This is a genomic window from Streptomyces sp. CNZ301 (genome assembly GCF_004217425.1).
In genome coordinates this window covers 2,385,328-2,407,470 of the sequence record NZ_SHLG01000001.1, presented here as the reverse complement: position 1 = coordinate 2,407,470, position 22,143 = coordinate 2,385,328, and the positions used below count along the sequence as shown (strand labels likewise).

Below are 22,143 nucleotides of genomic sequence, written 5' to 3'. Positions count from 1 at the left end.
GTGCGGTCGGGTGCCCGGGGGCGAGGGGCCGGCGCGGGCAGGGACGTGTCTGCCGGGCCCGGCCCCGGCACGTCCGTCACGGACGGCCGTGCCGGGGCGTCGCAGGGTGGCTGTGCCGCGTCAGACTCCGGCGGGCGCGTCGGCCGCGGGCTTCTCGCCGTTGTGCGAGGACTCGCCCGCGAGGCGTGCCCGCCACTCGGCCAGTACCGCCGGGTCGGTGGGCTTGCCGGCCAGGCTCACGACGACGTGGGCGATCAGCGAGGCCAGAAGCCCGTAGTAGATGGCCTCGTTGGCGAGCACTCCCTTCCAGAGCATCATCGCGACGACGGTCACGCCGCCCACCGCCACGGCCGCCAGCGCACCGTTGGCCGTGCCGCGCTTCCAGACCAGGCCGCCCAGGATCGGCACCAGCAGTCCGCCGACCAGCAGGTTGTACGCCACGGTCAGGGCCTCGACGACGTCGTTGAGCGCGATGGATATCACCACGACCGCCGCGCCCATGATCAGGATGAAGACACGGTTGCCGCGGATCTCGTCGTGGGGCGCCGCGTTCGCCTCGTCCTCGGCGGGGCTGCCCGAGGCGGTGCGGCGCAGCCGCTTCCAGATGTCGTTGTTTGCGACGGTGGCGCAGGCGATGAGCGCGCCGGACGAGGTCGACATGACCGCCGAGAGCGCCGCCGCCAGCACCAGGCCCTTCACCCCGATGGGAAGCGCCTCGCCGACGATGGTGGCGAAGGCGGTGTCGGGACTGTCGAGCTTCGGGTAGAGCGCCTTGGTGGCGGTGCCGATCACGGCACCCGCGATCGCGTAGACGAGGCAGTAGACACCCGCGACGGAACCGCCGCTGCGGGCCACTGTGTCGCTGCGCGCGGTGAAGACGCGCTGCCAGATGTCCTGACCGATCAGCATGCCGAACGAGTAGATGAGCACGTACGTGAACACCGTCTGGACGCCGATGTTCATGGGGGAGAAGTAGTCGTCGGGCAGCTGCTCCCGCATGCCGTCGATGCCGCCCGCCTTCCAGACCGCGATGGGCAGGAGCAGGAGCAGCACACCCACCGACTTGACGACGAACTGCGCCATGTCCGTCAGCGTGATCGACCACATGCCGCCGAGCGTCGAGTACGCAATGACGATGCCGCCGCCCAGCATGATCGCCAGTGTGCGGTCCAGGCCGAAGATGACGTCGAAGATGGTCGCGTAGGCGATCGTCGAGGTGACGGCGAGCATCAGCGTGTACGCCCACATCACCAGCCCGGAGATGACGGAGGACGAGCCGCCGTAGCGCAGGTCGAGCATCTGGCTGACCGTGTAGACCTTCAGCCGCGAGATGCGCGCCGAGAAGAAGATGCTCAGGGCCAGCAGCCCGAAGCCGATCGTGAACACCAGCCAGGCGCCGGAGAGTCCGTACTGGTATCCCAGGCCGACCCCGCCGATGGTCGAGGCGCCGCCGAGCACGATCGCGGCCATCGTGCCGGAGTACATGGCCGGGCCGAGCCGGCGGCCGGCGACGAGGAAGTCGCTCTTGGACTTGGCGCGGCGCATGCCCCACCAGCCGACCGCGAGCATGCCCACGAGATAGATGATGATCACTGCGTAGTCGACAGCCATGGAGCGCTCCTGGGGCCGGGCGGGGAGGGGAAGTCGAGGGAGGTGGAGAGAGCGGGGACGGGGAGAAGGCGAAGGTGAGAGGGAGAAGCGGGGAGGGAGAAGCGGGGAGGCGAGCCCGGTGGGGGACGGGATCGTGCGAAACGTTCGACCGGAGCCTAGGTGTCGTCAAGGGAGCCAGGAAGTGTACGTTTCCTCCATCAAGGCGGCTTCGGCTGTATGAATCGTCCATGGCCGCGCGGGGTTCTTGACCGCCCCGGCGGCCTCATGACCGCCGACGGGAGGTGCCGGCCGTGCAGGAACTGGTCCCGCCCACCGTGCCCGTCCCGCTGTCCGTACTCACGGACGACGCCGAGCTCGGACTGCGGCAGATCGCGGGCCCCGACGGTGCGCGCGAGACGCCCGTGTACTCGGTGCACACCAGCGAGATGGCGGACCCGCTGCCGTATCTGCTCGGCGGTGAGCTGCTGCTCAGCGCGGGCGTCCACTGCCCGCCCGGCCCGGAGCAGGGCGCGCACTGGGAGCGCTATGTGGAGCGGTCCGTCGAGGCCGGTGCGGCCGCGCTCGGATTCGGCATCGCTCCCGTGCACGACGAGGTGCCCGCACAACTCGCGGACGCGTGCGACCGGTACGGCCTCCCGCTGGTCGAGGTGCCGCGGGACACCCCCTTCACCGCGGTCGCGCGGTCCGTCTGGCAGGCGATCACTCAGCGCCGGCACCAGGCGCTGCGGAGGCTGAGCGAATCGCAGCAGACGCTGGCCGCCGCGGCGGCCGGGCCGCATCCCGTACCTGCGGTGCTCGGGCAGCTGGCCCAGCGCCTCGACGGCTGGGCCGTGCTGCTGTCTCCGGACGGAGCCGAGCTCGCATCCGCGGGCACGGCTCCCCCGGAGGAGGCGCGTGCCGAACTCGCCTCGCTCACCGGCCTGTTGCGCTCGGGGCCGTCGTCGGCCGCGGGCACGGCCGGTGAACTCCACCTCAGCGTTTACGGGTTGAGCGGCGGGGGACGGCGCCGGCCCCTCGCGCTCGGCCTGTGCGCACCTCACAGGGACGGCATCGACGGAGCCATCGCGGCAGTTGCCGTGGTCCTGCTCACGCTGCTCACGGAGCGGCGCGCGGCGGCGGCCGGCGAACGGCGCTCCGCCGCGCTCGTACGGCTGATGCTGGGCGCCTCGGCCGAGGAGGCGGCGCCGCTGCTCGGTGGCGGCGCCCAGCGATGGGCCGTGGTGCACGGGCGCCGCCGTCGCGGGCGCGGTGCCGCCCGCGTGGACGGTCGTGCCGTGGCTGCTGGTGAGGAGGACCCGTTTGCGGCGGCGGCGCTGGCGGCCGGGCTGGGCACCACTCTCATCGACCTCGACGCCGGGGAGCTGCGCGCCCTCGTACCGGTGGGTGCCGGAGCGGACGGAGAACGGGGTGTCCACGGGCATGTTCCGGTGGGCCCCCAGCAGGGCTGGACGCTCGGCGTGAGCCGCCCGGTGCCGGCCGGCGGGCTCGACCGCGGGGACAGGGAAGCCCGGCGTGCGCTGCGGCGTGCGCTCGCGGAAAGGCGCCCTTTGGTACGTGAGGCGCCGGCCGGTGAGGGCGAAGTCGCGGACGTGGCCTCGCTGGTGGCGCCGGAGGAGGGCAGGGCGCTGGCGAAGGCGCGGCTCGCACCGCTGGACGGCCGTCCCGAGCTCGTGGAGACGCTTCGCATGTGGCTGTCGCTGAACGGCAGTTGGGACCGTACGGCGGTGGCGCTGGAGGTCCACCGCAACACGGTGCGGCAGCGCATCGCCCGCGTCGGTGTCCTGCTCGGGCAGGACCTGGCCGAGCAGGACGTACGCATGGAGCTGTGGTTCGCGCTCAAGTGGTGCTGATCCGGCGGGTGTTGTGGGGGCGGGCCGGCCGGCGCGCCGCCGGGAGTTCGCCGGGACGGCTCTGTCAGAGCTTCGTCCACGCCTCCGTCAGCACGGAGCGGAGGATCGTTTCGGCCTCGTCGAAGATGCTCTGGCCGGCGATGAGCGGCGGTGCGAGCTGGATGACCGGGTCTCCGCGGTCGTCGGCGCGGCAGTACAGCCCGGCGTCGAAGAGGGCCTTGGAGAGGAAGCCGTAGAGGATCCGCTCGGACTCCTCCTCGGTGAGGGTCTCCTTGGTGGCCTTGTCCTTGACGAGTTCGATGCCGCAGAAGTAGCCGTTGCCGCGCACGTCGCCGACGATCGGCAGATCGAGCAGCTTGCGCAGAGTGGCGAGGAAGGCCTCCTCGTTGTCCAGGACGTGCTGGTTGAGCCCTTCGCGCTCGAAGATGTCGAGGTTGGCCAGCGCCACCGCCGCGGAGACCGGGTGGCCGCCGAAGGTGTAGCCGTGCAGGAAGGTGTTGTCAGCCTTCCAGAACGGTTCGGCCACGCGGTCGGAGACGATCGCGGCACCGATCGGCGAGTACCCGGAGGTCATGCCCTTCGCGCAGGTGATGATGTCCGGCACGTAGCCGAACTTGTCGCAGCCGAAGAGGGTGCCCAGGCGTCCGAAGGCGCAGATGACCTCGTCGGAGACGAGCAGTACGTCGTACTGGTCGCAGATCTCGCGGACGCGCCGGAAGTAGCCGGGAGGCGGCGGGAAGCAGCCGCCGGCGTTCTGGACGGGCTCGAGGAAGACGGCCGCCACCGTTTCCGGGCCCTCGAAGAGGATCTGCTGCTCGATCTGGTCGGCGGCCCAGCGGCCGAACGCCTCGGGGTCGTCGCCGTGTGCGGGCGCCCGGTAGATGTTCGTGTTCGGGACCTTGTGCGCACCCGGCACCAGCGGCTCGTACGGGGCCTTGAGACCGGGGAGGCCGGTTATCGACAGGGCGCCGTGAGGTGTCCCGTGGTAGGCGACGTTGCGGGAGATGACCTTGTACTTGCCGGGGTTGCCGGTGAGCTTGTGGAACTGCTTGGCCAGCTTCCACGCGGTCTCGACGGCCTCGCCGCCTCCCGTGGTGAAGAAGACCTTGTTCAGGTCGCCGGGCGCGTGGTGGGCGAGCCGCTCGGCGAGTTCGACCGCCTTGGGGTGGGCGTAGGACCAGATGGGGAAGAATCCGAGCTCCTGCGCCTGCTTGGCGGCGGCTTCGGCCAGTTCCGCGCGGCCGTGCCCCGCCTGTACGACGAAGAGTCCGGCGAGGCCGTCGAGGTAGCGCTTGCCGTCGGTGTCGTATACGTGGGTGCCCTCGCCGCGGACGATCGTCGGGACGGGCGTCTTCTCGTACGTCGACATGCGTGTGAAGTGCATCCACAGGTGGTCGTGGGCGGTCTTGGAGAGATCCTTGCTCACGGTTATCGGGTTCCCCACGTGTAGGTCTGCTTTCGCAGCTTGAGATAGACGAAACTCTCGGTGGAGCGCACGCCGGGAAGCGAGCGGATCCGCTTGGTGATCATTTCGAGAAGGTGTTCGTCGTCCTGGCAGACGATCTCGACGAGGAGGTCGAACGAACCGGCGGTGATGACCACGTAGTCGACCTCGTCGATCTCCGCGAGAGCGTCCGCGACGGCCTCGAGGTCACCCTCGACGTTGATGCCGACCATCGCCTGCCGCAGGAAGCCGACGGTCAGGGGGTCGGTGACGGCGACGATCTGCATGACACCCTGGTCCTGGAGCTTCTGGACCCGTTGGCGTACGGCGGCTTCCGACAGTCCGACGGCCTTGCCGATGGCGGCGTACGGCCGGCGGCCGTCCTCCTGCAGCTGTTCGATGATCGCCAGCGATACATCGTCAAGCGAACGGATGCCGTTTGTCTTCTTCGCGTCTCGGGCCACGCACGACACTGTGCATGAGACCTCCTCCGAATAGCAACCCATAAGCAATGTAATTCGAAGCAATACGCGCCTGCAAGAACAGAATCCGTCGTTGCTGGTGTGGTGGTGTATCGAAAGCGTTGCGCTGCTGGTTAGGGTGGCGGTCTCACCCAATGGACAACGGAGCAGGAGGGGTGCGAAGTGACCACCGAGCTGCGTCGGCTGCGCAACTACATCGACGGGGAGTTCCGGGACGCCGCTGACGGCCGGACCACGGACGTGGTCGATCCGGCCACGGGCGAGGTGTACGCCACCGCCCCGCTTTCCGCCGCCGCCGATGTCGACGCCGCGATGGCCGCAGCCGAGAAGGCCTTCCCGGCCTGGCGCGATGCCACTCCGGCCGCGAGGCAGAAGGCGATCCTGAAGATCGCGGACGCCCTCGAGGCCCGCGCGGACGAGTTCCTCGCCGTCGAGTGCCAGAACTGCGGCAAGCCGCTGGAGCTGACCCGGCAGGAAGAACTGCCCATGATGCTCGACCAGATCCGGTTCTTCGCGGGTGCCGCCCGGATGCTGGAGGGCAAGTCCGCGGGCGAGTACATGGAGGGGCTCACCTCCTACGTGCGCCGTGAGCCCGTCGGCGTCTGCGCGCAGGTCGCTCCCTGGAACTACCCGGCGATGATGGCCGTCTGGAAGTTCGCCCCGGCTCTCGCCGCGGGCAACACGGTCGTGCTCAAGCCGTCCGACACCACGCCCGCCTCGGCGGTCTTCATGGCCGAGGTGATGGGCGAGATCCTGCCCAAGGGCGTCTTCAACGTCGTGTGCGGCGACCGCGACACAGGACGCCTGATGGTCGAGCACAACACGCCCGCGATGGCCTCGATCACCGGCTCCGTGCGCGCGGGCATGGAGGTCGCCGGAAGTGCGGCCAAGGACGTCAAGCGCGTGCACCTGGAGCTGGGCGGCAAGGCGCCCTGTGTCGTCTTCGACGACGCCGACGTCCAGGCCGCGGTCGAGGGCATCCGCGACGGCGGCTTCTTCAACGCCGGGCAGGACTGCACCGCCGCCACGCGCGTGCTCGTACAGGAAGGCGTGTACGAGCAGTTCGTCACCGCGCTGACCAAGGCCGCCGGCGAGGTGAAGACCGGCGACCTCAGCGACCCGGACTGCTTCTACGGCCCGCTCAACAACCCCACCCACCTGGAGAAGGTGAGCGGCTTCATCGACCGGCTCCCCGCGCACGCCAAGGTCGAGTCGGGCGGTGAACGGGTCGGGGACAAGGGCTGGTTCTTCGCCCCGACGGTCGTCTCCGGGCTGCGCCAGGACGACGAGATCATCCAGAACGAGGTCTTCGGACCGGTGATCACGATTCAGAAGTTCACCGACGAGGACCAGGCCGTGGAATGGGCCAACGACGTCGAATACGCGCTGGCTTCGTCGGTGTGGACGAAGGACCACGGCCGTGCCATGCGCCTGTCCCGTGCGCTGGACTTCGGATGTGTGTGGATCAACACCCACATCCCGCTCGTCGCGGAGATGCCGCACGGCGGCTTCAAGAAGTCCGGCTACGGCAAGGACCTCTCGGCCTACGGCCTGGAGGACTACACCCGCGTCAAGCACGTCATGACGGCGCTGTGACCCGCTGAGTGACGGCCCGGCGAGCACGGGCCACCCGCTTCTCGGGGCCCCGGAGTGGTACGCGGCCACGCCGGGGCCCTGCCCGGTCGGGCCCTTCTCGTGACACGGGCCGCTTGACGGCGGGCACGCGCCGGGTGGTTGGCTACCACCGGACACCTGAACACACTCAGAAACGGGGATCGCGTGCTCATATTCGGCACCTCGACCAAGATGCATCAGCTGGCCATGCTGAATCTGCTGTGCGGCTTCTGCGGCAATCCGGCGGCCCATTCGCTGCGCAAGCGCGTCATGAAGTTCTCGCTCTTCTTCATTCCGCTGTTCCCGATAGCGCCGGCGAAGCACTATCTGCAGTGCACCTTCTGCGGCGGTGCGAGCGAGACGACGAAGGAGAACGCGGAGCAGCTGCTGGCACACGGCGGAGGTGCTCCCCAGCCCGGCGGCACCGGGGGCCCGCAGCCCGGGTACGGCGCTCCGCAGCCGGGGCAGGCCCACATCCCGCCGCAGGGGAACCCGTTCGCCGGTCAGAACCCGCAGGGCGGGCAGCCGCCGCAGAACCCGTACCAGTCCTGACGCCGGTCGTTGCGCGAACGCGCCGACGCCGCGCCGGAGGGGCAGGAAGCCACGGGCCGCCTGCGCCTCCGGCGTTGCGCGTGGTGCAGGTGTGCGGCGTCAGTGCCGCCGGCCCCAGTCGGTGAGGTACTCGTCGATCTCGCCGTTCAGCCGGGCCTTGCCGGGCCCGTCCATGAAGGAGGCCCGCACCGCGTTCTTCGCCAGGTCCGCGATGCCCGCCGCGTCGAGGCTCAGCAGCCGGGCCGCGATGGCGTACTCGGTGTTGAGGTCCGTGCTGAACATCGGCGGATCGTCGCTGTTGACCGTCACGAGGACGCCGGCGTCGACCATCTCCCGTACCGGGTGGTCGTCCAGGTCCTCGACCGCGCGGGTGGCGACGTTGGAGGTCGGGCAGACCTCCAGCGGGATGCCGTGCTCGGCGAGGTGATCCAGGAGCCGCGGGTCCCGCACGGAGCTCGTGCCGTGCCCGATGCGCTCGGCCTTCAGCGAGGTGAGGGCGTCCCAGATCGTCTCCGGTCCCGTCGTCTCGCCCGCGTGCGGCACGCTGTGCAGCCCGGCGGCGGTCGCCCGGTCGAAGTGCGGCTTGAACTGCGGGCGGGGGACGCCGATTTCGGGACCGCCGAGCCCGAAGGAGATCAGGCCGTCGGGGCCCATCTCCGTGGCGATGCGGGTGGTCTCCTCGGCCGCGGGCAGGCCGGCCTCACCGGGGATGTCGAAGGTCCAGCGCATGACGACGCCCAGTTCCTTCTCCGCCGCGACGCGGGCGTCCTCGATGGCCTCCAGGAAGGCCTCCGCGGGTATGCCGCGGCTGGTGGAGCTGAACGGGGTGACGGTCAACTCGGCGTAGCGCACCTGCTGGCGAGCCATGTCGCGGGCGATCTCGAAAGTGAGCAGCCGGACGTCCTCGGCGTCCCGCAGCAGGTCGACGACCGAAAGATAGACCTCGATGAAGTGCGCGAAGTCCGTGAAGGTGAAGAAGTCCCTCAACGCCTCCGGGTCGTGCGGGACGCTCGAGTCGGGATGCCGGGCGGCCAGTTCGGCGACGATGCGGGGTGAGGCCGAACCGACGTGGTGCACATGCAGCTCGGCCTTGGGCAGCCCGGCGATGAATGCGTTGAGGTCGGACAAGTGAGGCCTCCAGTGGGGAAAAGCGAACCGGATCATCGTATGCGGGGAGTTCCGGCGGACGAATAGCATGGCTGCCGGACGGAGAACCCCGGGAGGGGACATGGAAGACGACACCGGGCAGCCGGGTCGGCCCGGCGAGGAACCGCACAATCCGTGGGCGCCTCCTCGGGACGGGGTCGCACCGGGCAGGGGGAGCATGGACCAGAACGAAGAGGACCGGAAGCGCCGTTCGGTGGCCGAGCAGCCGACGATCACGTCGGGCCCCGGCGCCGCGCCGCCCCCGGTCCCTCCGGCACCGGGCGGGCCGGCGGGGGGCGCGGGCGGGGGCGCGGGCGCCGGTTACGGGGCTTCGCCGTACGGTGCGCCGGCGCCGTACGGTTCCCCGGCACCGTACGGGCAGCAGGCCCACCAGCAGTACGGCAAGGGCGGTGCCGCGTACGGGTATCCGGCGCCGGGTCCGCAGCCGTACGGATATGGAGCGGCGCACGTCCCCGGCGGCTACGGCTGGCACGGCCCTCCGCCGTCCAACGGGAAGTCGGTCGCGGCGATGGTGACCGGCATCATCGGGCTCGTCGCGGTCTCCACCTGCTGGGGGAGCTTCGTCGGGATCTTCATCAGCCCCGTCGCGCTCGGGCTCGGCCTCTCCGCGAAGCGGGCCGTCGACAGGGGGGAGCTGGGCGGCCGGGGTCAGGCGGTCGCGGGCTTCGTGATGGGGATCGTCGGGACCGTCCTGGCCGTGATCTGCGTGGCGTTCCTCCTTGTGATGCTGATCTTCTACAACGAGGGGCCGGACGACTCCGGTCCCGGCACCGGCGGGGACGGTTCCTCGCTCGACGCGCGCGGGGGCGGCACGGCGGCGCGGGTGCTGCCGGGGGCCGCGGATGGTGGGGCCTGAGGGCGGCAGGGCTGCGGATCGTGAGGCTCGAAGCACGTAGAGGATGCAGATTCCGTAGCGCAATCAAAAGGTAACGACGGAATCCCTTGTTGAATCGGAAGGGTCCTGTCAGGATCGGCGTCCAACAGCAGCTGACGCCCCGCCCTGGCAGGAGAGCCCGATGGTCCAGCGCTTCGACGTGTCCTCACGGTTCGCAGCGGGCGCGCAGTTCACCGGAGGCCGGTACGGGTCCGGAACCTCGGGGCGGACACACACCGTCCTCGACCCGGCCACGGGCGAAAGCGTCCTCACCTACGAACTCGCGGGTCCGGACGACGTCGACGCCGCCGTCAAGGCGGCGGGGCGCGCACTGCCGGAGTGGGCGGGCGCGACACCGGGCGAGCGCTCCGACGCGATGCACCGCTGGGCCGCCGTACTGCGGGAGCGCACAGGGGAGTTCGTGTACGCGGAGTCGCTCCAGTGCGGCAAGCCGCTGAAGCTCTCCGAGGAGTTCGACGTGCCGGGCTCCTTCGACAACGTCGCCTTTTTCGCGGGCGCCGCCCGGCAGTTGCCGGGGGTCGCGGCCGCCGAGTACAGCGGCGACCACACCTCGTACGTACGCCGCGAGCCGCTCGGCGTCATCGGTTCCGTCGCGCCCTGGAACTACCCGCTGCAGATGGCCGCCTGGAAGATCCTCCCGGCCGTCGCCGCAGGTAACGCGATCGTCCTCAAGCCGTCCGAACTGACGCCGCTGACCTCGCTGATGTTCGCCGAGGCCGCCTGTGAGGCGGGCATCCCGGACGGAGTGGTCAACATCGTCTCCGGCGTCGGTCCCGACGCGGGGGAGACGCTGGTGGGGCATCCGTCCGTAGCCATGGTCTCCTTCACCGGGTCGACCGCCGTCGGCAGGCGCGTGGCCGAGATCGCGACCGGCAGCGTCAAGCGGCTCCATTTGGAGCTGGGAGGCAAGGCGCCGTTCGTCGTCTTCGACGACGCCGACCTGGCGGCCGCTGTGCACGGGGCGGTGGCCGGCGCCCTGATCAACTCCGGTCAGGACTGCACCGCCGCGACCCGCGCCTACGTACAGCGGCCGCTCTACGAGGAGTTCGTCGCGGGGGTCGCCGACCTGATGCGTGAGGTGCGGGTGGGGGACCCCTTCGATCCCGGTACCGACCTGGGGCCACTCGTCTCCTCCGCGCACCGCGACCGCGTCGCCGGGTTCGTGGAGCGGGCCCGTGCCTACGCCACCGTCGTCACGGGAGGCGAGGCGCCGGGAGGCGAGCGGGCGAAGGGCGCCTACTACCTGCCGACCCTGATCACGGACGCGCCGCAGGACAGCGAGATCGTCCAGCAGGAGGTCTTCGGGCCCGTGCTGACGGTCCTGCCCTTCGACGCCGACGACCAGGGCATCGCCCTTGCCAACGACACCCCGTACGGGCTGGCCGCCTCGGCCTGGAGCCGCGACGTCTTCCGTACGGGCAGCGCGGCACGCCAGATCCGGGCGGGCTGCGTCTGGATCAACGACCACATCCCGATCATCAGCGAGATGCCGCACGGCGGCTACAAGGCCTCCGGCTACGGCAAGGACATGTCCGCCTACTCCTTCGAGGAGTACACGCAGCTCAAGCACGTCATGCAGGACACCACCGCACAGCCCCGCAAGGACTGGCACCGCACGGTCTTCGGCGACCGCTGAGACCACCGGGCCCCCCGGCCTCGCACCCACCCGAACTCCCTTCCCCGCCCCATCGAACCGGAAGGCAGCCCCGATGGACCTGGACCCACAGCTGTACGAAGGCCTGCCCGACCCCGTGCGCAAGGCCTGGGAACGGAGCCTGACCAGCGGACGCGCGGCCATGAGCCGCCGCCGGCTGCTGCGCCTCGGCTCCCTGGCCGTGGGCGGCGCGGCGCTCGCCGCGTGCGGCATCCCGCCCGCGGAGGGCAGCCGCGGCGGCAACGACCCCGAGGACAACCCCGACTACTCGAAGAAGGAGCGGGTCCTCAACTTCGCCAACTGGCCGCTCTACATAGACGTCGACGACAAGGACAAGAAGAAGCGCCCCACGCTGGACCGCTTCGAGCGGCAGCACGGCATCAAGGTCAAGTACGTCGAGGACATCAACGACAACAACGAGTTCTACGGCAAGATCAAGCCTCAGCTCGCTGCCGGCCAGGACACAGGCCGCGACCTGGTCTGCCTCACTGACTGGATGGCCGGGCGCCTGATCCGCCAGGGCTGGGCGCAGCGTCTGGACCCCGCTCGTATGCCCAACGCGGTGGCCAACCTGGAGGACCGCTTCCGTACGGCCGCGCAGGACCCGGGACGGCAGTACAGCTACCCGTGGGCGGGCATCGCCTGCGTCGTCGCGTACAACAAGAAGGCCACGGGTGGGAAGGAGGTCACCAGCGTCAGCCAGCTGCTGGAGGACGAGTCGCTCAAGGGCAAGGTGTCCATGCTCACCGAGATGACGGACACCGTCGGGATGACGATGCTGGACCTCGGCATCGATCCGGAGAAGTTCGACGGCGACGACTTCGACAGGGCCGTCGCCCGGATACAGAAGGCCGTGGACCGTAAGCAGTTGCGACGCTTCAGCGGCAACGACTACATCGACGAGCTGAATTCGGGCGACATCGCCGCATGTCTGGCCTGGGCGGGCGACATCGTGCAGCTGAAGCTCGACAACCCGGACATCGAGTTCGCCATCCCGGAGAGCGGCTACCGCTTCGCTACGGACGACCTGCTCGTACCCGTCAAGGCACGGCACCGGGCGAACGCCGAGGAGTTGATCAACTACTACTACGACCCCAAGGTGGCCGCAGAACTGACTGCCTGGGTCAATTACATCTGCCCGGTCTCCGGAGCCAAGGCCGAGATGGAGAAGATCGACAAGGACCTCGCAGAGGATCCGCTGATCTTCCCCGATGCCAAGACCGCGGGGCGCGGAAAGGCCTTCCGGCCGATGTCCGACAAGGAACAGGCCCGCTACGAGAACAAGTTCGCCAAACTCATCGGCGCCTAGGGGGCATCGGCCATGACGATCACGCTCACCGGAATCAGCAAGGTCTTCGGCGACTTCACCGCCGTGCACCCGCTGGACCTCACCATCCCCGAGGGTTCCTTCTTCGCCCTCCTCGGCGCATCCGGCTGCGGCAAGACCACCACCCTGCGCATGATCGCCGGACTCGAGGAGCCGACCGGCGGCGGCGTCCTCCTCGGCGACGAGGACATCACCGCGCTGCCGCCGCACAAGCGGCCCGTGAACACCGTCTTCCAGAACTACGCCCTCTTCCCGCACCTCGACGTGTCGGAGAACGTCGCCTTCGGGCTGCGCCGCCGGGGGATCACCTCCGTGCGCAAGCAGGTCGAGGAGATGCTGGAACTCGTCGAGCTGGGACCGCTCGCCAAGCGCAAGCCGCGCCAGCTCTCCGGCGGGCAGCAGCAACGCGTCGCGCTCGCCCGCGCGTTGATCAACCGGCCGAAGGTGCTCCTGCTGGACGAGCCCCTCGGAGCCCTCGACCTCAAGCTGCGCCGGCAGATGCAGCTGGAACTCAAACGCATCCAGACGGAGGTCGGCATCACCTTCGTCCACGTCACGCACGACCAGGAGGAGGCCATGACGATGGCCGACACCGTGGCCGTCATGAACGCGGGACGCGTCGAGCAACTCGGTCCGCCCGACGAGCTCTACGAGCGGCCCCGCTCCACCTTCGTCGCCAACTTCCTCGGCACGTCCAACCTCATCGAGGCGGAGATCACCGAGGCGAAGGGCGAGGAACTGGTGCTGAAGGCCGTCGCCTCCGACACCGTGATGCGCCTGCCCGCGGACCGGTGCGCCGTCGACGACCCGCAGGCGGGCGGCAAGGTGCTCGTGGGCGTACGCCCCGAGAAGATCTCCCTCACACACGCCGAGGACGCGGAAGCCGACGCGGACGCGGGCGGCGCCGACAACCTGCTCACCGGGCGCATACGCGACGCCGGCTATCTCGGCGTGTCCCTCCAGTACGTCGTCGACAGCCCGGTGTGCCCCGAGTTCAGCGTCTACGAACAGAACGTGGAGCGGGACGCACGCCTCACACCCGGCACCGAAGTCGTACTGCGCTGGCGGCCCGCACACACCTTCGCGCTCGACGCCGCACAGGACGCCGACGCCGGCACGGTGGAGGAGGCACTGTGACGACCACCCTCCCGGCGTCCGCGGGCGCCTCCCCGCCGCCCGGGCCCGCCGGAGAGGCGGCCCCCTCCGGGCCGTCCGGCGGCGATCCCGGCGCGTCCGCCCGCTCCCGGCGCCGCCTCACGCCGTACTGGCTGCTGCTTCCGGCCGGGCTGTGGCTCGCCGTCTTCTTCGTCGCGCCGTTCTTCTACCAGGCCTCCACGTCCGTGCAGAGCGGCAGCCTGGAGGAGGGCTTCCGCGTCACCTGGGACTTCACCAACTACACCGACGCGCTTGCGACTTACGCGCCGCACTTCGCGCGCTCGTTCCTCTACGCCGCCACGGCCACGCTGCTGTGCCTGCTCATCGGCTACCCCCTCGCGTACATGATCGCCTTCCGTGCGGGGCGGTGGCGCGGGCTGCTGCTGGTGATGGTGATCGCGCCCTTCTTCACCAGCTTCCTCATCCGCACGCTCGCCTGGAAGACGATCCTCTCGGACGCCGGTCCGGTCGTGAGCGTGCTGAAGTCCGTGCATGTCCTCGACGTGACAAGCCAGTTGGGCCTGACCGGGGACGACAGGCTCCTCGCGACCCCGCTGGCGGTGGTGTGCGGACTGACGTACAACTTCCTGCCGTTCATGATCCTGCCGCTGTACAGCTCCCTGGAGAGGATCGACACCTCGCTGCACGAGGCGGCCCGCGACCTGTACGCGAAGCCGGCGACCGTCTTCCGCAAGGTGACCTTCCCGCTCTCCCTCCCCGGAGTGGTGGCCGGCACGCTGCTGACCTTCATCCCCGCGTCGGGCGACTACATCAACGCCCAGCTGCTGGGTTCGCCGAACACGCAGATGGTCGGCAACGCCATCCAGAAGCAGTTCCTCAACGTCCTCGACTACCCCGCGGCGGCCGCCATGTCGTTCATCCTCATGGCGATCATCCTGATCGTGGTGAGCGTCTACATGCGCAAGGCCGGAACGGAGGAACTGGTGTGATGGCCGACGCGACGCACCTCGCCGACTCCCCCCGGAACAGGGGCGGTTCACCGAAGGGCTCACCGGCTCCCGCCGGGCGCTCCGCGGCCCTCGCGCCGCTGCGCTGGCTGCGCCGCCACGCCGTCGTCCTCGCCGGCGCGGCATCACTGGTGTATCTGCTGCTGCCGAACGTGGTGGTGATGCTGTTCTCCTTCAACAAGCCGGCGGGACGCTTCAACTACGAGTGGCGCGCCTTCTCCGCCGACGCCTGGACCGACCCCTGCGGCGTCGCCGACATGTGCGGGTCCCTCGGGCTGAGCCTCCAGATCGCCCTGCTGTCCACGGTGGTGGCCACCGCGTTCGGCACGCTCGCCGCCTTCGCCCTCGCCCGCCACCGGTTCCGCGGCAAGGGCACCGGCAACGCGCTGATCTTCCTGCCGATGGCGATGCCCGAGGTCGTCATGGGTGCCTCGCTCGGCACGCTCTTCCTCAACACCCGGGTCGCGTTCGGCTTCGTCACGATCCTCATCGCCCACATCATGTTCTGCCTGAGCTTCGTGGTGGTCGCCGTGAAGGCGCGCGTGATGAGCATGGACCCGCGCCTGGAGGAAGCGGCACGCGATCTGTACGCGGGGCCGCTGCAGACGTTCCTGCGGGTCACGCTGCCGCTCGCGGCGCCGGGCATCGCGGCCGGCGCGATGCTCAGCTTCGCGCTCTCCTTCGACGACTTCATCATCACGCAGTTCAACGCCGGTCCCTCGACGGTCACTTTCCCGATGTTCGTATGGGGGGCGGCGCAGCGCGGCGTCCCCGTGCAGGTGAACGTCATCGGTACGGCCATGTTCCTGATCGCGGTCGCGATCGTCCTCGGCGGCCAGATCGCCGCCGGCCGGCGCAGGAGGCAGGCGTGACAGCACTGCCGCGCAGATCCCGCCGGACGGCGGCCGACGGTGCGCGCGGTGCGGGCTCCCGTGCGGCCGGCGCGGGCGCCGCGGCCGGCGCGGCGGAGGCCGAGGCCGCCCGGGCGCTCGCCGGTGCGCGGCCCGTGCCCTTCTGGCTGGACGACGCGGAGCACCGCCCCGCAGCGCTGCCCTCGCTGACCGGGGAGACGAAGTGCGACCTGGCCGTCGTCGGCGGCGGCTACGGCGGCCTGTGGACCGCGCTGATCGCGAAGGATCGCGACCCGTCCCGCGACGTGGTGCTGCTGGAGGGCAAGGAGACCGGATGGGCAGCCTCCGGACGCAACGGGGGATTCTGCGACGCCTCCCTCACCCACGGCTTCGCGAACGGGCTCGCCCGCTGGCCGGCCGAGATCGAGAAGCTGGAGCGCCTCGGGCTCGCCAACCTCGACGCCATCGAGGGAGCCGCGCGGCGCCACGGCATCGACTGCGACTTCGAACGCACCGGGGAGATCGAACTGGCGACCCGGCCGCACCAGGTGGCCGAGCTTCAGGAGTCGGCGGCTCAGGCACGGCGGCACGGATTCGGGGACCGCGTGACCTTCCTGGACCGCGAGGCCGTACGCGAACAGGTCGACTCGCCCTCCTTCCTCGCCGGCCTGTGGTTCCGCCGGAGCGTGGCCATGCTCAACCCGGCGAAGCTCGCCTGGGGCCTCAAGCGGGCATGCCTGGAGGCGGGCGTACGCATCTACGAGCACACACCGGTGCGCGGCCTGACCGCCGGCGACGCCGCGGTGACCATGGGCACCCCCTACGGTCGCGTGCGTGCCCGGCAGGCCGCCCTCGCCACCAACGCCTTTCCCTCGCTGCTGCGGAGGCTGCGCCCCTACATCGTCCCCGTCTACGACTACGCGCTGATGACCGAGCCGATGGACGAGCGGCAGCGGGCCGCCGTCGGCTGGCAGGGGCGGCAGGGACTCGCGGACAGCGCCAACCACTTCCACTACTTCCGGCTCACCGCCGACAACCGCGTCCTGTGGGGCGGTTACGACGTCCTGTACCACTACGGCAGCAGGATCGCCGCAGAGTACGACCAGCGGCCCGAGACGTTCCGCAAGCTGGCAGGCCACTTCTTCGACACGTTCCCGCAGTTGAGGGGGCTGCGCTTCACCCACGCCTGGGGCGGCGTCATCGACACCTGCTCACGCTTCTCGCCCTTCTTCGGCACGGCGCACGGCGGGCGCGTCGCGTACGCCGCCGGCTACACCGGCCTGGGCGTGGGGGCGACCCGCTTCGGAGCAGAGGTGATGCTCGACCTGCTCGGAGGTGCGCCGACGGTGCGCACGGAGCTGACGCTGGTACGCAAGAAGCCGCTGCCGTTCCCGCCGGAGCCGGTGCGCTGGGCCGGGATCGCGCTGACGCAGTGGTCGCTCTCGCGAGCGGACGCGCGGGGAGGCCGCCGCAACCTGTGGCTGAAGGCCATGGACGCGTCGGGGATGGGCTTCGACAGCTGACCCCTGACCGGCCTGACACCGGCAGGCCCCGAAGACCCCGTACGCCGGACCGTCCCTCCCGCGCGGCCTCTTCCCCCTGCGGCCGCGGTTGCGGTCCTGCGTACGGCTCCGCGTCCGGCGCGTCACCGGAACCCGCACCTCCCGGGCGTGGTGACGAGGCCCTCAACTCCTCTGCGGGGCACTTCCGTTGCCGGGACGCAGCAGCCGGCGCAGCGTGAACGCGGCCGACGTGAGCACCACCCAGCTCAGGCACCAGCTCGCCACCACATCCAGCGGCCAGTGGTAGCCACGCCACACCAGGCCCGCGCTGCACGCCAGCGTGAGCAGCGCGGCTGTGGCGGGCAGCGGCCAGTACGGGGGGCGGCGGACCGTCAGCGAGAAGAGTAGGGCCGCGCCGCCGAAGGCGACGGCCGCCGTGGCGGTGTGGCCCGAGGGGTAGTAGTTGGTGCCGCCCGGCGGTCCGGGCCTGCCCAGCCACACCTTCACGGCCGTGACGGCAAGAGCGGTGAAGGCCAGCGCCAGCGCCAGGCACAGCGGCGGCAGCCAGCTGCGCGCACCCCCGGTCACCAGGGCGTACGTCATCGCCGCGACGAGCACCGGGACGGCCACGGCAAGGTTGCCCAGGTCCGCGCAGGCCTCGGCCACGGCGTCGGGAGGGGAGGTGCGCTGGAGAGCGTTCCCCAGCCACATGTCGGCTCCGACGAGCGGACCGCCGAGGGCGACCTGCCAGGTGATCAGGGCGAAGAGCACGCAACAGAGCGCGCAGAGAGCGAGGTGAAAGATCGACCGCCCCGGAACAGGGGGGAGAGTTCCGGAGCGGCCGTAGCGACCGGCGTTCCGCAAGCCCCGGGGGGTGTGGGGCCGACGGTCCCCCGATCGGTGAGGAGCGTGCGCCAGGGCACTTCCGAGCCGGTCTTGGGGAGAGGCCGGCTCAGGCCGGGAGTCCGGAGTGGAGTTCCGAAGTACCCGAATACGGGAACCGTACGGCAGGTCAGCGGGGCCGGACAGCCGGATTACGGACCGGCCATCGGCCTCGCACAGATTCTTCACGCCGTACGGATCCCCGGGTCTGCTCACAGGTCGGCCAGGGCGCCTTCCAGCACGTTCAGGCCCTCGTCGAGCAGGTCCTCGCCGATCACCATCGGGGGCAGGAAACGCATCACGTTGCCGTATGTCCCGGTGGTCAGAACCAGCAGACCGTTCTCGTGGCACGCCTTGGCGAGGGCCGCGGTGACCTGCGCGTCCGGCTCCTTGCCGCCGGGCTTGACCAGCTCGATGGCGAGCATGGCGCCGCGCCCGCGGACGTCGCCGATGACGTCGTACTGCTCGGCCAGCTTCCGCAGCCGCGGCTTCATGACCTCCTCGATGCGCTTGGCCCTGGCCGGCAGGTCCATCTCGCGCATCGTCTCGATGGAGCCGAGCGCCGCGGCGCAGGCCACCGGGTTTCCGCCGTAGGTGCCGCCGAGCCCGCCGACGTGCGGTGCGTCCATGATCTCGGCGCGGCCGGTGACGGCGGCCAGCGGCATTCCGCCGGCGATGCCCTTGGCGGTGGTGATCAGGTCCGGGACGATGCCCTCGTCCTCGCAGGCGAACCACTGGCCCGTGCGGCAGAAGCCGGACTGGATCTCGTCCGCGACGAAGACGATCCCGTTCTCCTTCGCGAACTGCGCGAGGCGCGGCAGGAAGCCCTTCGCCGGCTCGATGAAGCCGCCCTCGCCGAGCAGCGGCTCGATCAGGATCGCGGCGACGTTCTCAGCGCCGACCTGCTTGTTGATCTGGTCGATGGCCTGGGCCGCGGCCTCCTCGGCGCAGTTCTCGGGCCCGGTCAGCCAGCGGAACGGGTAGGCGACGGGCACCCGGTACACCTCGGGCGCGAACGGCCCGAAGCTGTGCTTGTACGGCATGTTCTTCGAGGTCAGCGCCATCGTCAGGTTCGTGCGGCCGTGGTAGCCGTGGTCGAAGACGACGACGGCCTGGCGCTTGGTGTACGAGCGCGCGATCTTGACGGCGTTCTCCACGGCCTCGGCGCCCGAGTTGAACAGGGCGCTCTTCTTCGCGTGGTCGCCGGGCGTGAGCCTCGCCAGTTCCTCGCAGACCTCCACGTACGGCTCGTACGGCGTCACCATCACGCAGGTGTGCGTGTACTGGGCGAGCTGCGCGGAAGCGCGGCGCACCACTGCGTCGGCGCTGTTGCCGACACCGGTCACGGCGATGCCGGAACCGAAGTCGATGAAGGAGTTGCCGTCGACGTCCTCGAGGACGCCGCCGCCCGCGCGCTTGGCGAAGACAGGCATGACGGTGCCGATGCCGTCGGCGACCGCGGCCTGCTTGCGGGCCATCAGCTCCTGGGACTTCGGGCCCGGGACGGACGTGACGACGCGGCGCTCCTGGGGGAGGGCAGGGCCGCCGGACATTTCCGTCATCGTGCTCATAGCGCTCTCTCTCAGGACGAAGGGGTCTGCACGTCCCTCGAAGGCTAGAGGCCCGGAGGAGGGCGGGACATGCACCGGTGCGGAGAAGTCCCCGTGTCGTGTTGGCCGTCACGGCTATAGGCACGGGGGCGATGCGCCGTACCGCGTCCACCGTCCCCGGAGGATCCGGCGGGCCGACCTGCATGGGTCAACTCTCCCCTCCGGCGGCTAGATTGGGACCGGGAGCAGGGACCAGGGACCAGGGCGCCGTGACGGGGCGGGAACCCACCGGCCGGGCAAGGGTAGAGGCAGTACATGGACATGGAGTCTCCGCACGGGGGGCAGGGTGCGGGCAGCGCACACGGTTCGCAGAGGGAGCCCGGCACGGGGCCGCCACCGCAGGGGAGCGGGCAGGGCCGGCGGGCGGCCGTTCCGCCGCCGGCGGAACGGGCACGGCCCGCGAAGCAGGCACCGCCCGCGGAGCAGGTGCCCCCGCGTCCCGAGGGCCGGCCCCGGCCGCCGGTTCAGGAGTCGCGGGCCTCGGCGCCGCCGAAGCCCACGCATGCGCCCGGATCCGGTACCCGGCTCGCCGACTGGCTGCGGATGCCGCGCCCCGAGGCCGAACCGGGAATCTGGCGGTACGGGTACCGTCCCCTGCCGCCCGTCGACCCGGACCGCACGCCGACGCGTCAGCTGCTCGGCGGCGCACTGGTCGCGTTCCTGATCGCGTGGCTGGTCTGGTCGCTGCTCTACAACAACTACCTGGGCGGCTACTGGCTCTGGCCGTTGCAGGTCCTCACGCCGGACTCCTGGCTCGGGCACATGGAGTACGTCGTCGCCTCGTACATCTACTACGGCCTCGTCGTCGCCGCCCTCGCCGTCGTCTTCGGACGGCTGGGCCACTGGCCGGAGCTGGCCCGCCGCGCGTGGGCGCGCCTCTCCGGCAGCAGCGCGCACCGGCCCGCGAGGGAACGGCACGACGCCTCGGAGGGGCCTCCCGTGCCGGCGCCCCCGCCGCAGGCGGACCCCGTCGAGTGGCCCGACCTGCGTGGTCACGGCGCCGCCCGCGCCGCAGACCTCCTCGCCGCCGAGGTGCGCGGCGGCCGCATGAACGACGTCGACCACGCCCGCCTCCACCGCGCCTGGGAGTCCGTACGCTCACGCCCGGGACGGCTCTCCGCGTTCGTCGAGGCCGTCGAGGCGAAGGGCGCGGGGGCCTGCGCACATCCCTCGGGACGCCGCGACCTGCCGCACGGCCGGGCGGCACGGCACGACCTGAGCGTGAACCAGGTGCGTATCGGCACCGCCGCCGACAGCGAGCGCAACCCGCTCAACTACCGGGGTGCCGGCGTTGCCTTGGAGCCGTCGCTGCTGGGCACCTCGGCGCTCGCCGTCGGACCCCCCGGGTCGGGGAAGACGACGCGGGTTGCCCGGCCCGTCACCGAATCGCTCTGCCTCCAGGCACTCGCAGGGCAGGCCGCCGTCGTCGCGGTGACGGCGAACGGCGACCGGCTGGCGCGCGACGAGGCCTTCGACGTCGTCGTCCGCGTCGGCCACCCCGACTCCACGCACGACCTCGACCTCTACGGCGGCGCGCACGACCCGGACGAGGCCGCGGGCATGCTCGCCGAGGCCCTCGTCGGGGACCTGGCCGACTCCCTCCCCGGCGGCGACAGCCGCCGCGCGGCGACGGCACTCGCCCAGCTCATCGGGCCCTTCCGCGCCGCCCACGGCCGCTTCCCCGCCGTACCGGAGCTGCGTGAACTGCTGGACGGGTCCGCCTCCGCCCTCGATGAGCTGCGCACCGCGCTCGACGACGCCGGCCTCCACGCCCAGCTTCGTGAACTCGACGCGTACGGAAGGCAGTCGGGCCGCCCCGCCGACGCGCCTGCGCTCCTCGCGGACCGCATCGCGCTGCTGGACAGGCCCGCGTTCTCCGGCTTCTTCGTGCCCGAGGGCGGCAACGGCCCTGCCGGTGCCGCCGGTGCCGGGGCGTCGCCGAGGCCGTTCTCGCTGCGCGCCCTGGAGAAGCCGCTGCGCGTGCGCATCGACCTGCCCGAGCGGGGCCACGCCGAGGCGTCGCGCATCCTCGCGCGGCTCGTCCTCGCGCAGTTCACCGAGTGCGCGAGCGCACGCGAGGACCAGTCCCTCTTCGCGGGGCTCGTACTCGACGACGCGGCTCAGACCGTCACCCCGCAGTCGCTGCGCGGTCTGCAGCGCGTGCGGTCCGCGCACGGCGGCGTCCTGATGACGCTGCGCGCGCTGGACGAGGTGCCGGCGCAGCTGCGCGGCCCGCTGCTGGGCGCGGTCGGCTGCCGCATGGTGTGCGCGGGCGTGACCCCTTGGGACGCGGAGCACTTCGCCGAGGTGTGGGGCACCGAGTGGGTCGAGACCCGCGACGTGACGAACCGTCAGCTCGTCTCCGACGAGCCGCTGACCAAGATGATGCACGCGGTGCGCAGGCTCGCCACGGGCAGGCACGTGACGGCCGAGTCCGTCACCGTTCGCAGGGTGCAGCGCGAGCGCTGGTCCGCCTCCGACCTGGCGAACGACCTGCCTCCCGGTCACGCTGTGCTGTCGATGACCACTGTCCGTGGAGAGCGGACGCCGCCGATCCTCACGGAGTTGGGGGAATGAGT

General features: G+C 70.8%; 17 protein-coding genes. 11 read left to right on the top strand and 6 right to left on the bottom strand.

Annotated features, from left to right (window positions below; translation table 11 throughout):
- Positions 1 to 120: 120 nt before the first annotated feature.
- The gene (locus EV375_RS10310) at positions 121 to 1,611 is read right to left on the bottom strand and encodes a sodium:solute symporter family protein (RefSeq protein ID WP_130299183.1); all 1,491 of its coding nucleotides are present in this window, start codon (positions 1,609 to 1,611) and stop codon (positions 121 to 123) included.
- Positions 1,612 to 1,901: 290 nt separating this feature from the next.
- Here EV375_RS10310 and EV375_RS10305 point away from each other — a divergent pair, with 290 nt between their 5' ends.
- Positions 1,902 to 3,461: a PucR family transcriptional regulator gene (locus tag EV375_RS10305; RefSeq protein ID WP_130299182.1), complete on the top strand. Its 1,560-nt coding sequence runs from the start codon at positions 1,902 to 1,904 to the stop codon at positions 3,459 to 3,461.
- 64 nt (positions 3,462 to 3,525) lie between these two features.
- Here the strand turns inward: EV375_RS10305 and EV375_RS10300 are convergent, their stop codons facing one another.
- Both EV375_RS10300 and EV375_RS10295 read right to left on the bottom strand, forming a co-directional pair.
- Positions 3,526 to 4,905 (bottom strand): aspartate aminotransferase family protein, encoded by a 1,380-nt coding sequence (locus tag EV375_RS10300; protein WP_130299181.1) that lies wholly within the window; start codon positions 4,903 to 4,905, stop codon positions 3,526 to 3,528.
- Positions 4,890 to 5,411 (bottom strand): Lrp/AsnC family transcriptional regulator, encoded by a 522-nt coding sequence (locus EV375_RS10295; protein WP_074466794.1) that lies wholly within the window; start codon positions 5,409 to 5,411, stop codon positions 4,890 to 4,892. The genes EV375_RS10300 and EV375_RS10295 overlap by 16 nt, the downstream gene beginning before the upstream one ends.
- A gap of 138 nt (positions 5,412 to 5,549) precedes the next feature.
- Here EV375_RS10295 and EV375_RS10290 point away from each other — a divergent pair, with 138 nt between their 5' ends.
- Both EV375_RS10290 and EV375_RS10285 read left to right on the top strand, forming a co-directional pair.
- Positions 5,550 to 6,983 carry a gamma-aminobutyraldehyde dehydrogenase gene (locus EV375_RS10290; RefSeq protein WP_130299180.1) on the top strand — a complete coding sequence of 478 codons (1,434 nt, stop codon included), beginning with the start codon at positions 5,550 to 5,552 and terminating at the stop codon, positions 6,981 to 6,983.
- Between the two features lie 183 nt (positions 6,984 to 7,166).
- Complete coding sequence (locus tag EV375_RS10285) at positions 7,167 to 7,553, top strand: zinc-ribbon domain-containing protein (RefSeq protein WP_130299179.1); 387 nt, start codon at positions 7,167 to 7,169, stop codon at positions 7,551 to 7,553.
- 99 nt (positions 7,554 to 7,652) lie between these two features.
- Here EV375_RS10285 and EV375_RS10280 read toward each other — a convergent pair whose 3' ends face one another.
- Positions 7,653 to 8,681, bottom strand: coding sequence for an adenosine deaminase (locus tag EV375_RS10280; RefSeq protein ID WP_130299178.1), 1,029 nt, complete (start codon positions 8,679 to 8,681; stop codon positions 7,653 to 7,655).
- A 196-nt stretch (positions 8,682 to 8,877) separates the two neighbouring features.
- On the opposite strand from EV375_RS10280, the gene EV375_RS10275 reads away from it, so the two are divergent.
- From EV375_RS10275 to EV375_RS10245, 7 genes are all read left to right on the top strand, one after another.
- Positions 8,878 to 9,576: a DUF4190 domain-containing protein gene (locus EV375_RS10275; RefSeq protein WP_130299177.1), complete on the top strand. Its 699-nt coding sequence runs from the start codon at positions 8,878 to 8,880 to the stop codon at positions 9,574 to 9,576.
- Between the two features lie 160 nt (positions 9,577 to 9,736).
- Positions 9,737 to 11,251 (top strand): gamma-aminobutyraldehyde dehydrogenase, encoded by a 1,515-nt coding sequence (locus tag EV375_RS10270; protein ID WP_130299176.1) that lies wholly within the window; start codon positions 9,737 to 9,739, stop codon positions 11,249 to 11,251.
- A 73-nt stretch (positions 11,252 to 11,324) separates the two neighbouring features.
- The gene (locus EV375_RS10265) at positions 11,325 to 12,578 is read left to right on the top strand and encodes a polyamine ABC transporter substrate-binding protein (protein WP_130299175.1); all 1,254 of its coding nucleotides are present in this window, start codon (positions 11,325 to 11,327) and stop codon (positions 12,576 to 12,578) included.
- 12 nt (positions 12,579 to 12,590) lie between these two features.
- Entirely contained in the window at positions 12,591 to 13,733 is a 1,143-nt protein-coding gene (locus EV375_RS10260) for an ABC transporter ATP-binding protein (protein ID WP_130299174.1), read from the top strand.
- A complete protein-coding gene (locus EV375_RS10255) occupies positions 13,730 to 14,701 on the top strand; it encodes an ABC transporter permease subunit (RefSeq protein WP_130299173.1) in 972 nt (323 codons plus the stop codon). The genes EV375_RS10260 and EV375_RS10255 overlap by 4 nt, the downstream gene beginning before the upstream one ends.
- Before the next feature lie 98 nt (positions 14,702 to 14,799).
- Entirely contained in the window at positions 14,800 to 15,591 is a 792-nt protein-coding gene (locus tag EV375_RS10250) for an ABC transporter permease (protein WP_486588721.1), read from the top strand.
- Between the two features lie 134 nt (positions 15,592 to 15,725).
- Positions 15,726 to 17,093: an NAD(P)/FAD-dependent oxidoreductase gene (locus EV375_RS10245; RefSeq protein WP_486588720.1), complete on the top strand. Its 1,368-nt coding sequence runs from the start codon at positions 15,726 to 15,728 to the stop codon at positions 17,091 to 17,093.
- A 162-nt stretch (positions 17,094 to 17,255) separates the two neighbouring features.
- On the opposite strand, the gene EV375_RS10240 is transcribed toward EV375_RS10245, so the two are convergent.
- The gene (locus EV375_RS10240; RefSeq protein ID WP_486588396.1) at positions 17,256 to 17,843 is read right to left on the bottom strand and encodes a phosphatase PAP2 family protein; all 588 of its coding nucleotides are present in this window, start codon (positions 17,841 to 17,843) and stop codon (positions 17,256 to 17,258) included.
- A 323-nt stretch (positions 17,844 to 18,166) separates the two neighbouring features.
- Positions 18,167 to 19,516, bottom strand: a complete 1,350-nt coding sequence (gene gabT, locus EV375_RS10235) for a 4-aminobutyrate--2-oxoglutarate transaminase (protein WP_130301741.1) — start codon at positions 19,514 to 19,516, stop codon at positions 18,167 to 18,169.
- A 303-nt stretch (positions 19,517 to 19,819) separates the two neighbouring features.
- Between gabT and EV375_RS10230 the strand changes: the two genes are divergently transcribed.
- The gene (locus EV375_RS10230) at positions 19,820 to 22,141 is read left to right on the top strand and encodes an ATP-binding protein (RefSeq protein WP_130299171.1); all 2,322 of its coding nucleotides are present in this window, start codon (positions 19,820 to 19,822) and stop codon (positions 22,139 to 22,141) included.
- Positions 22,142 to 22,143 lie beyond the last annotated feature (2 nt).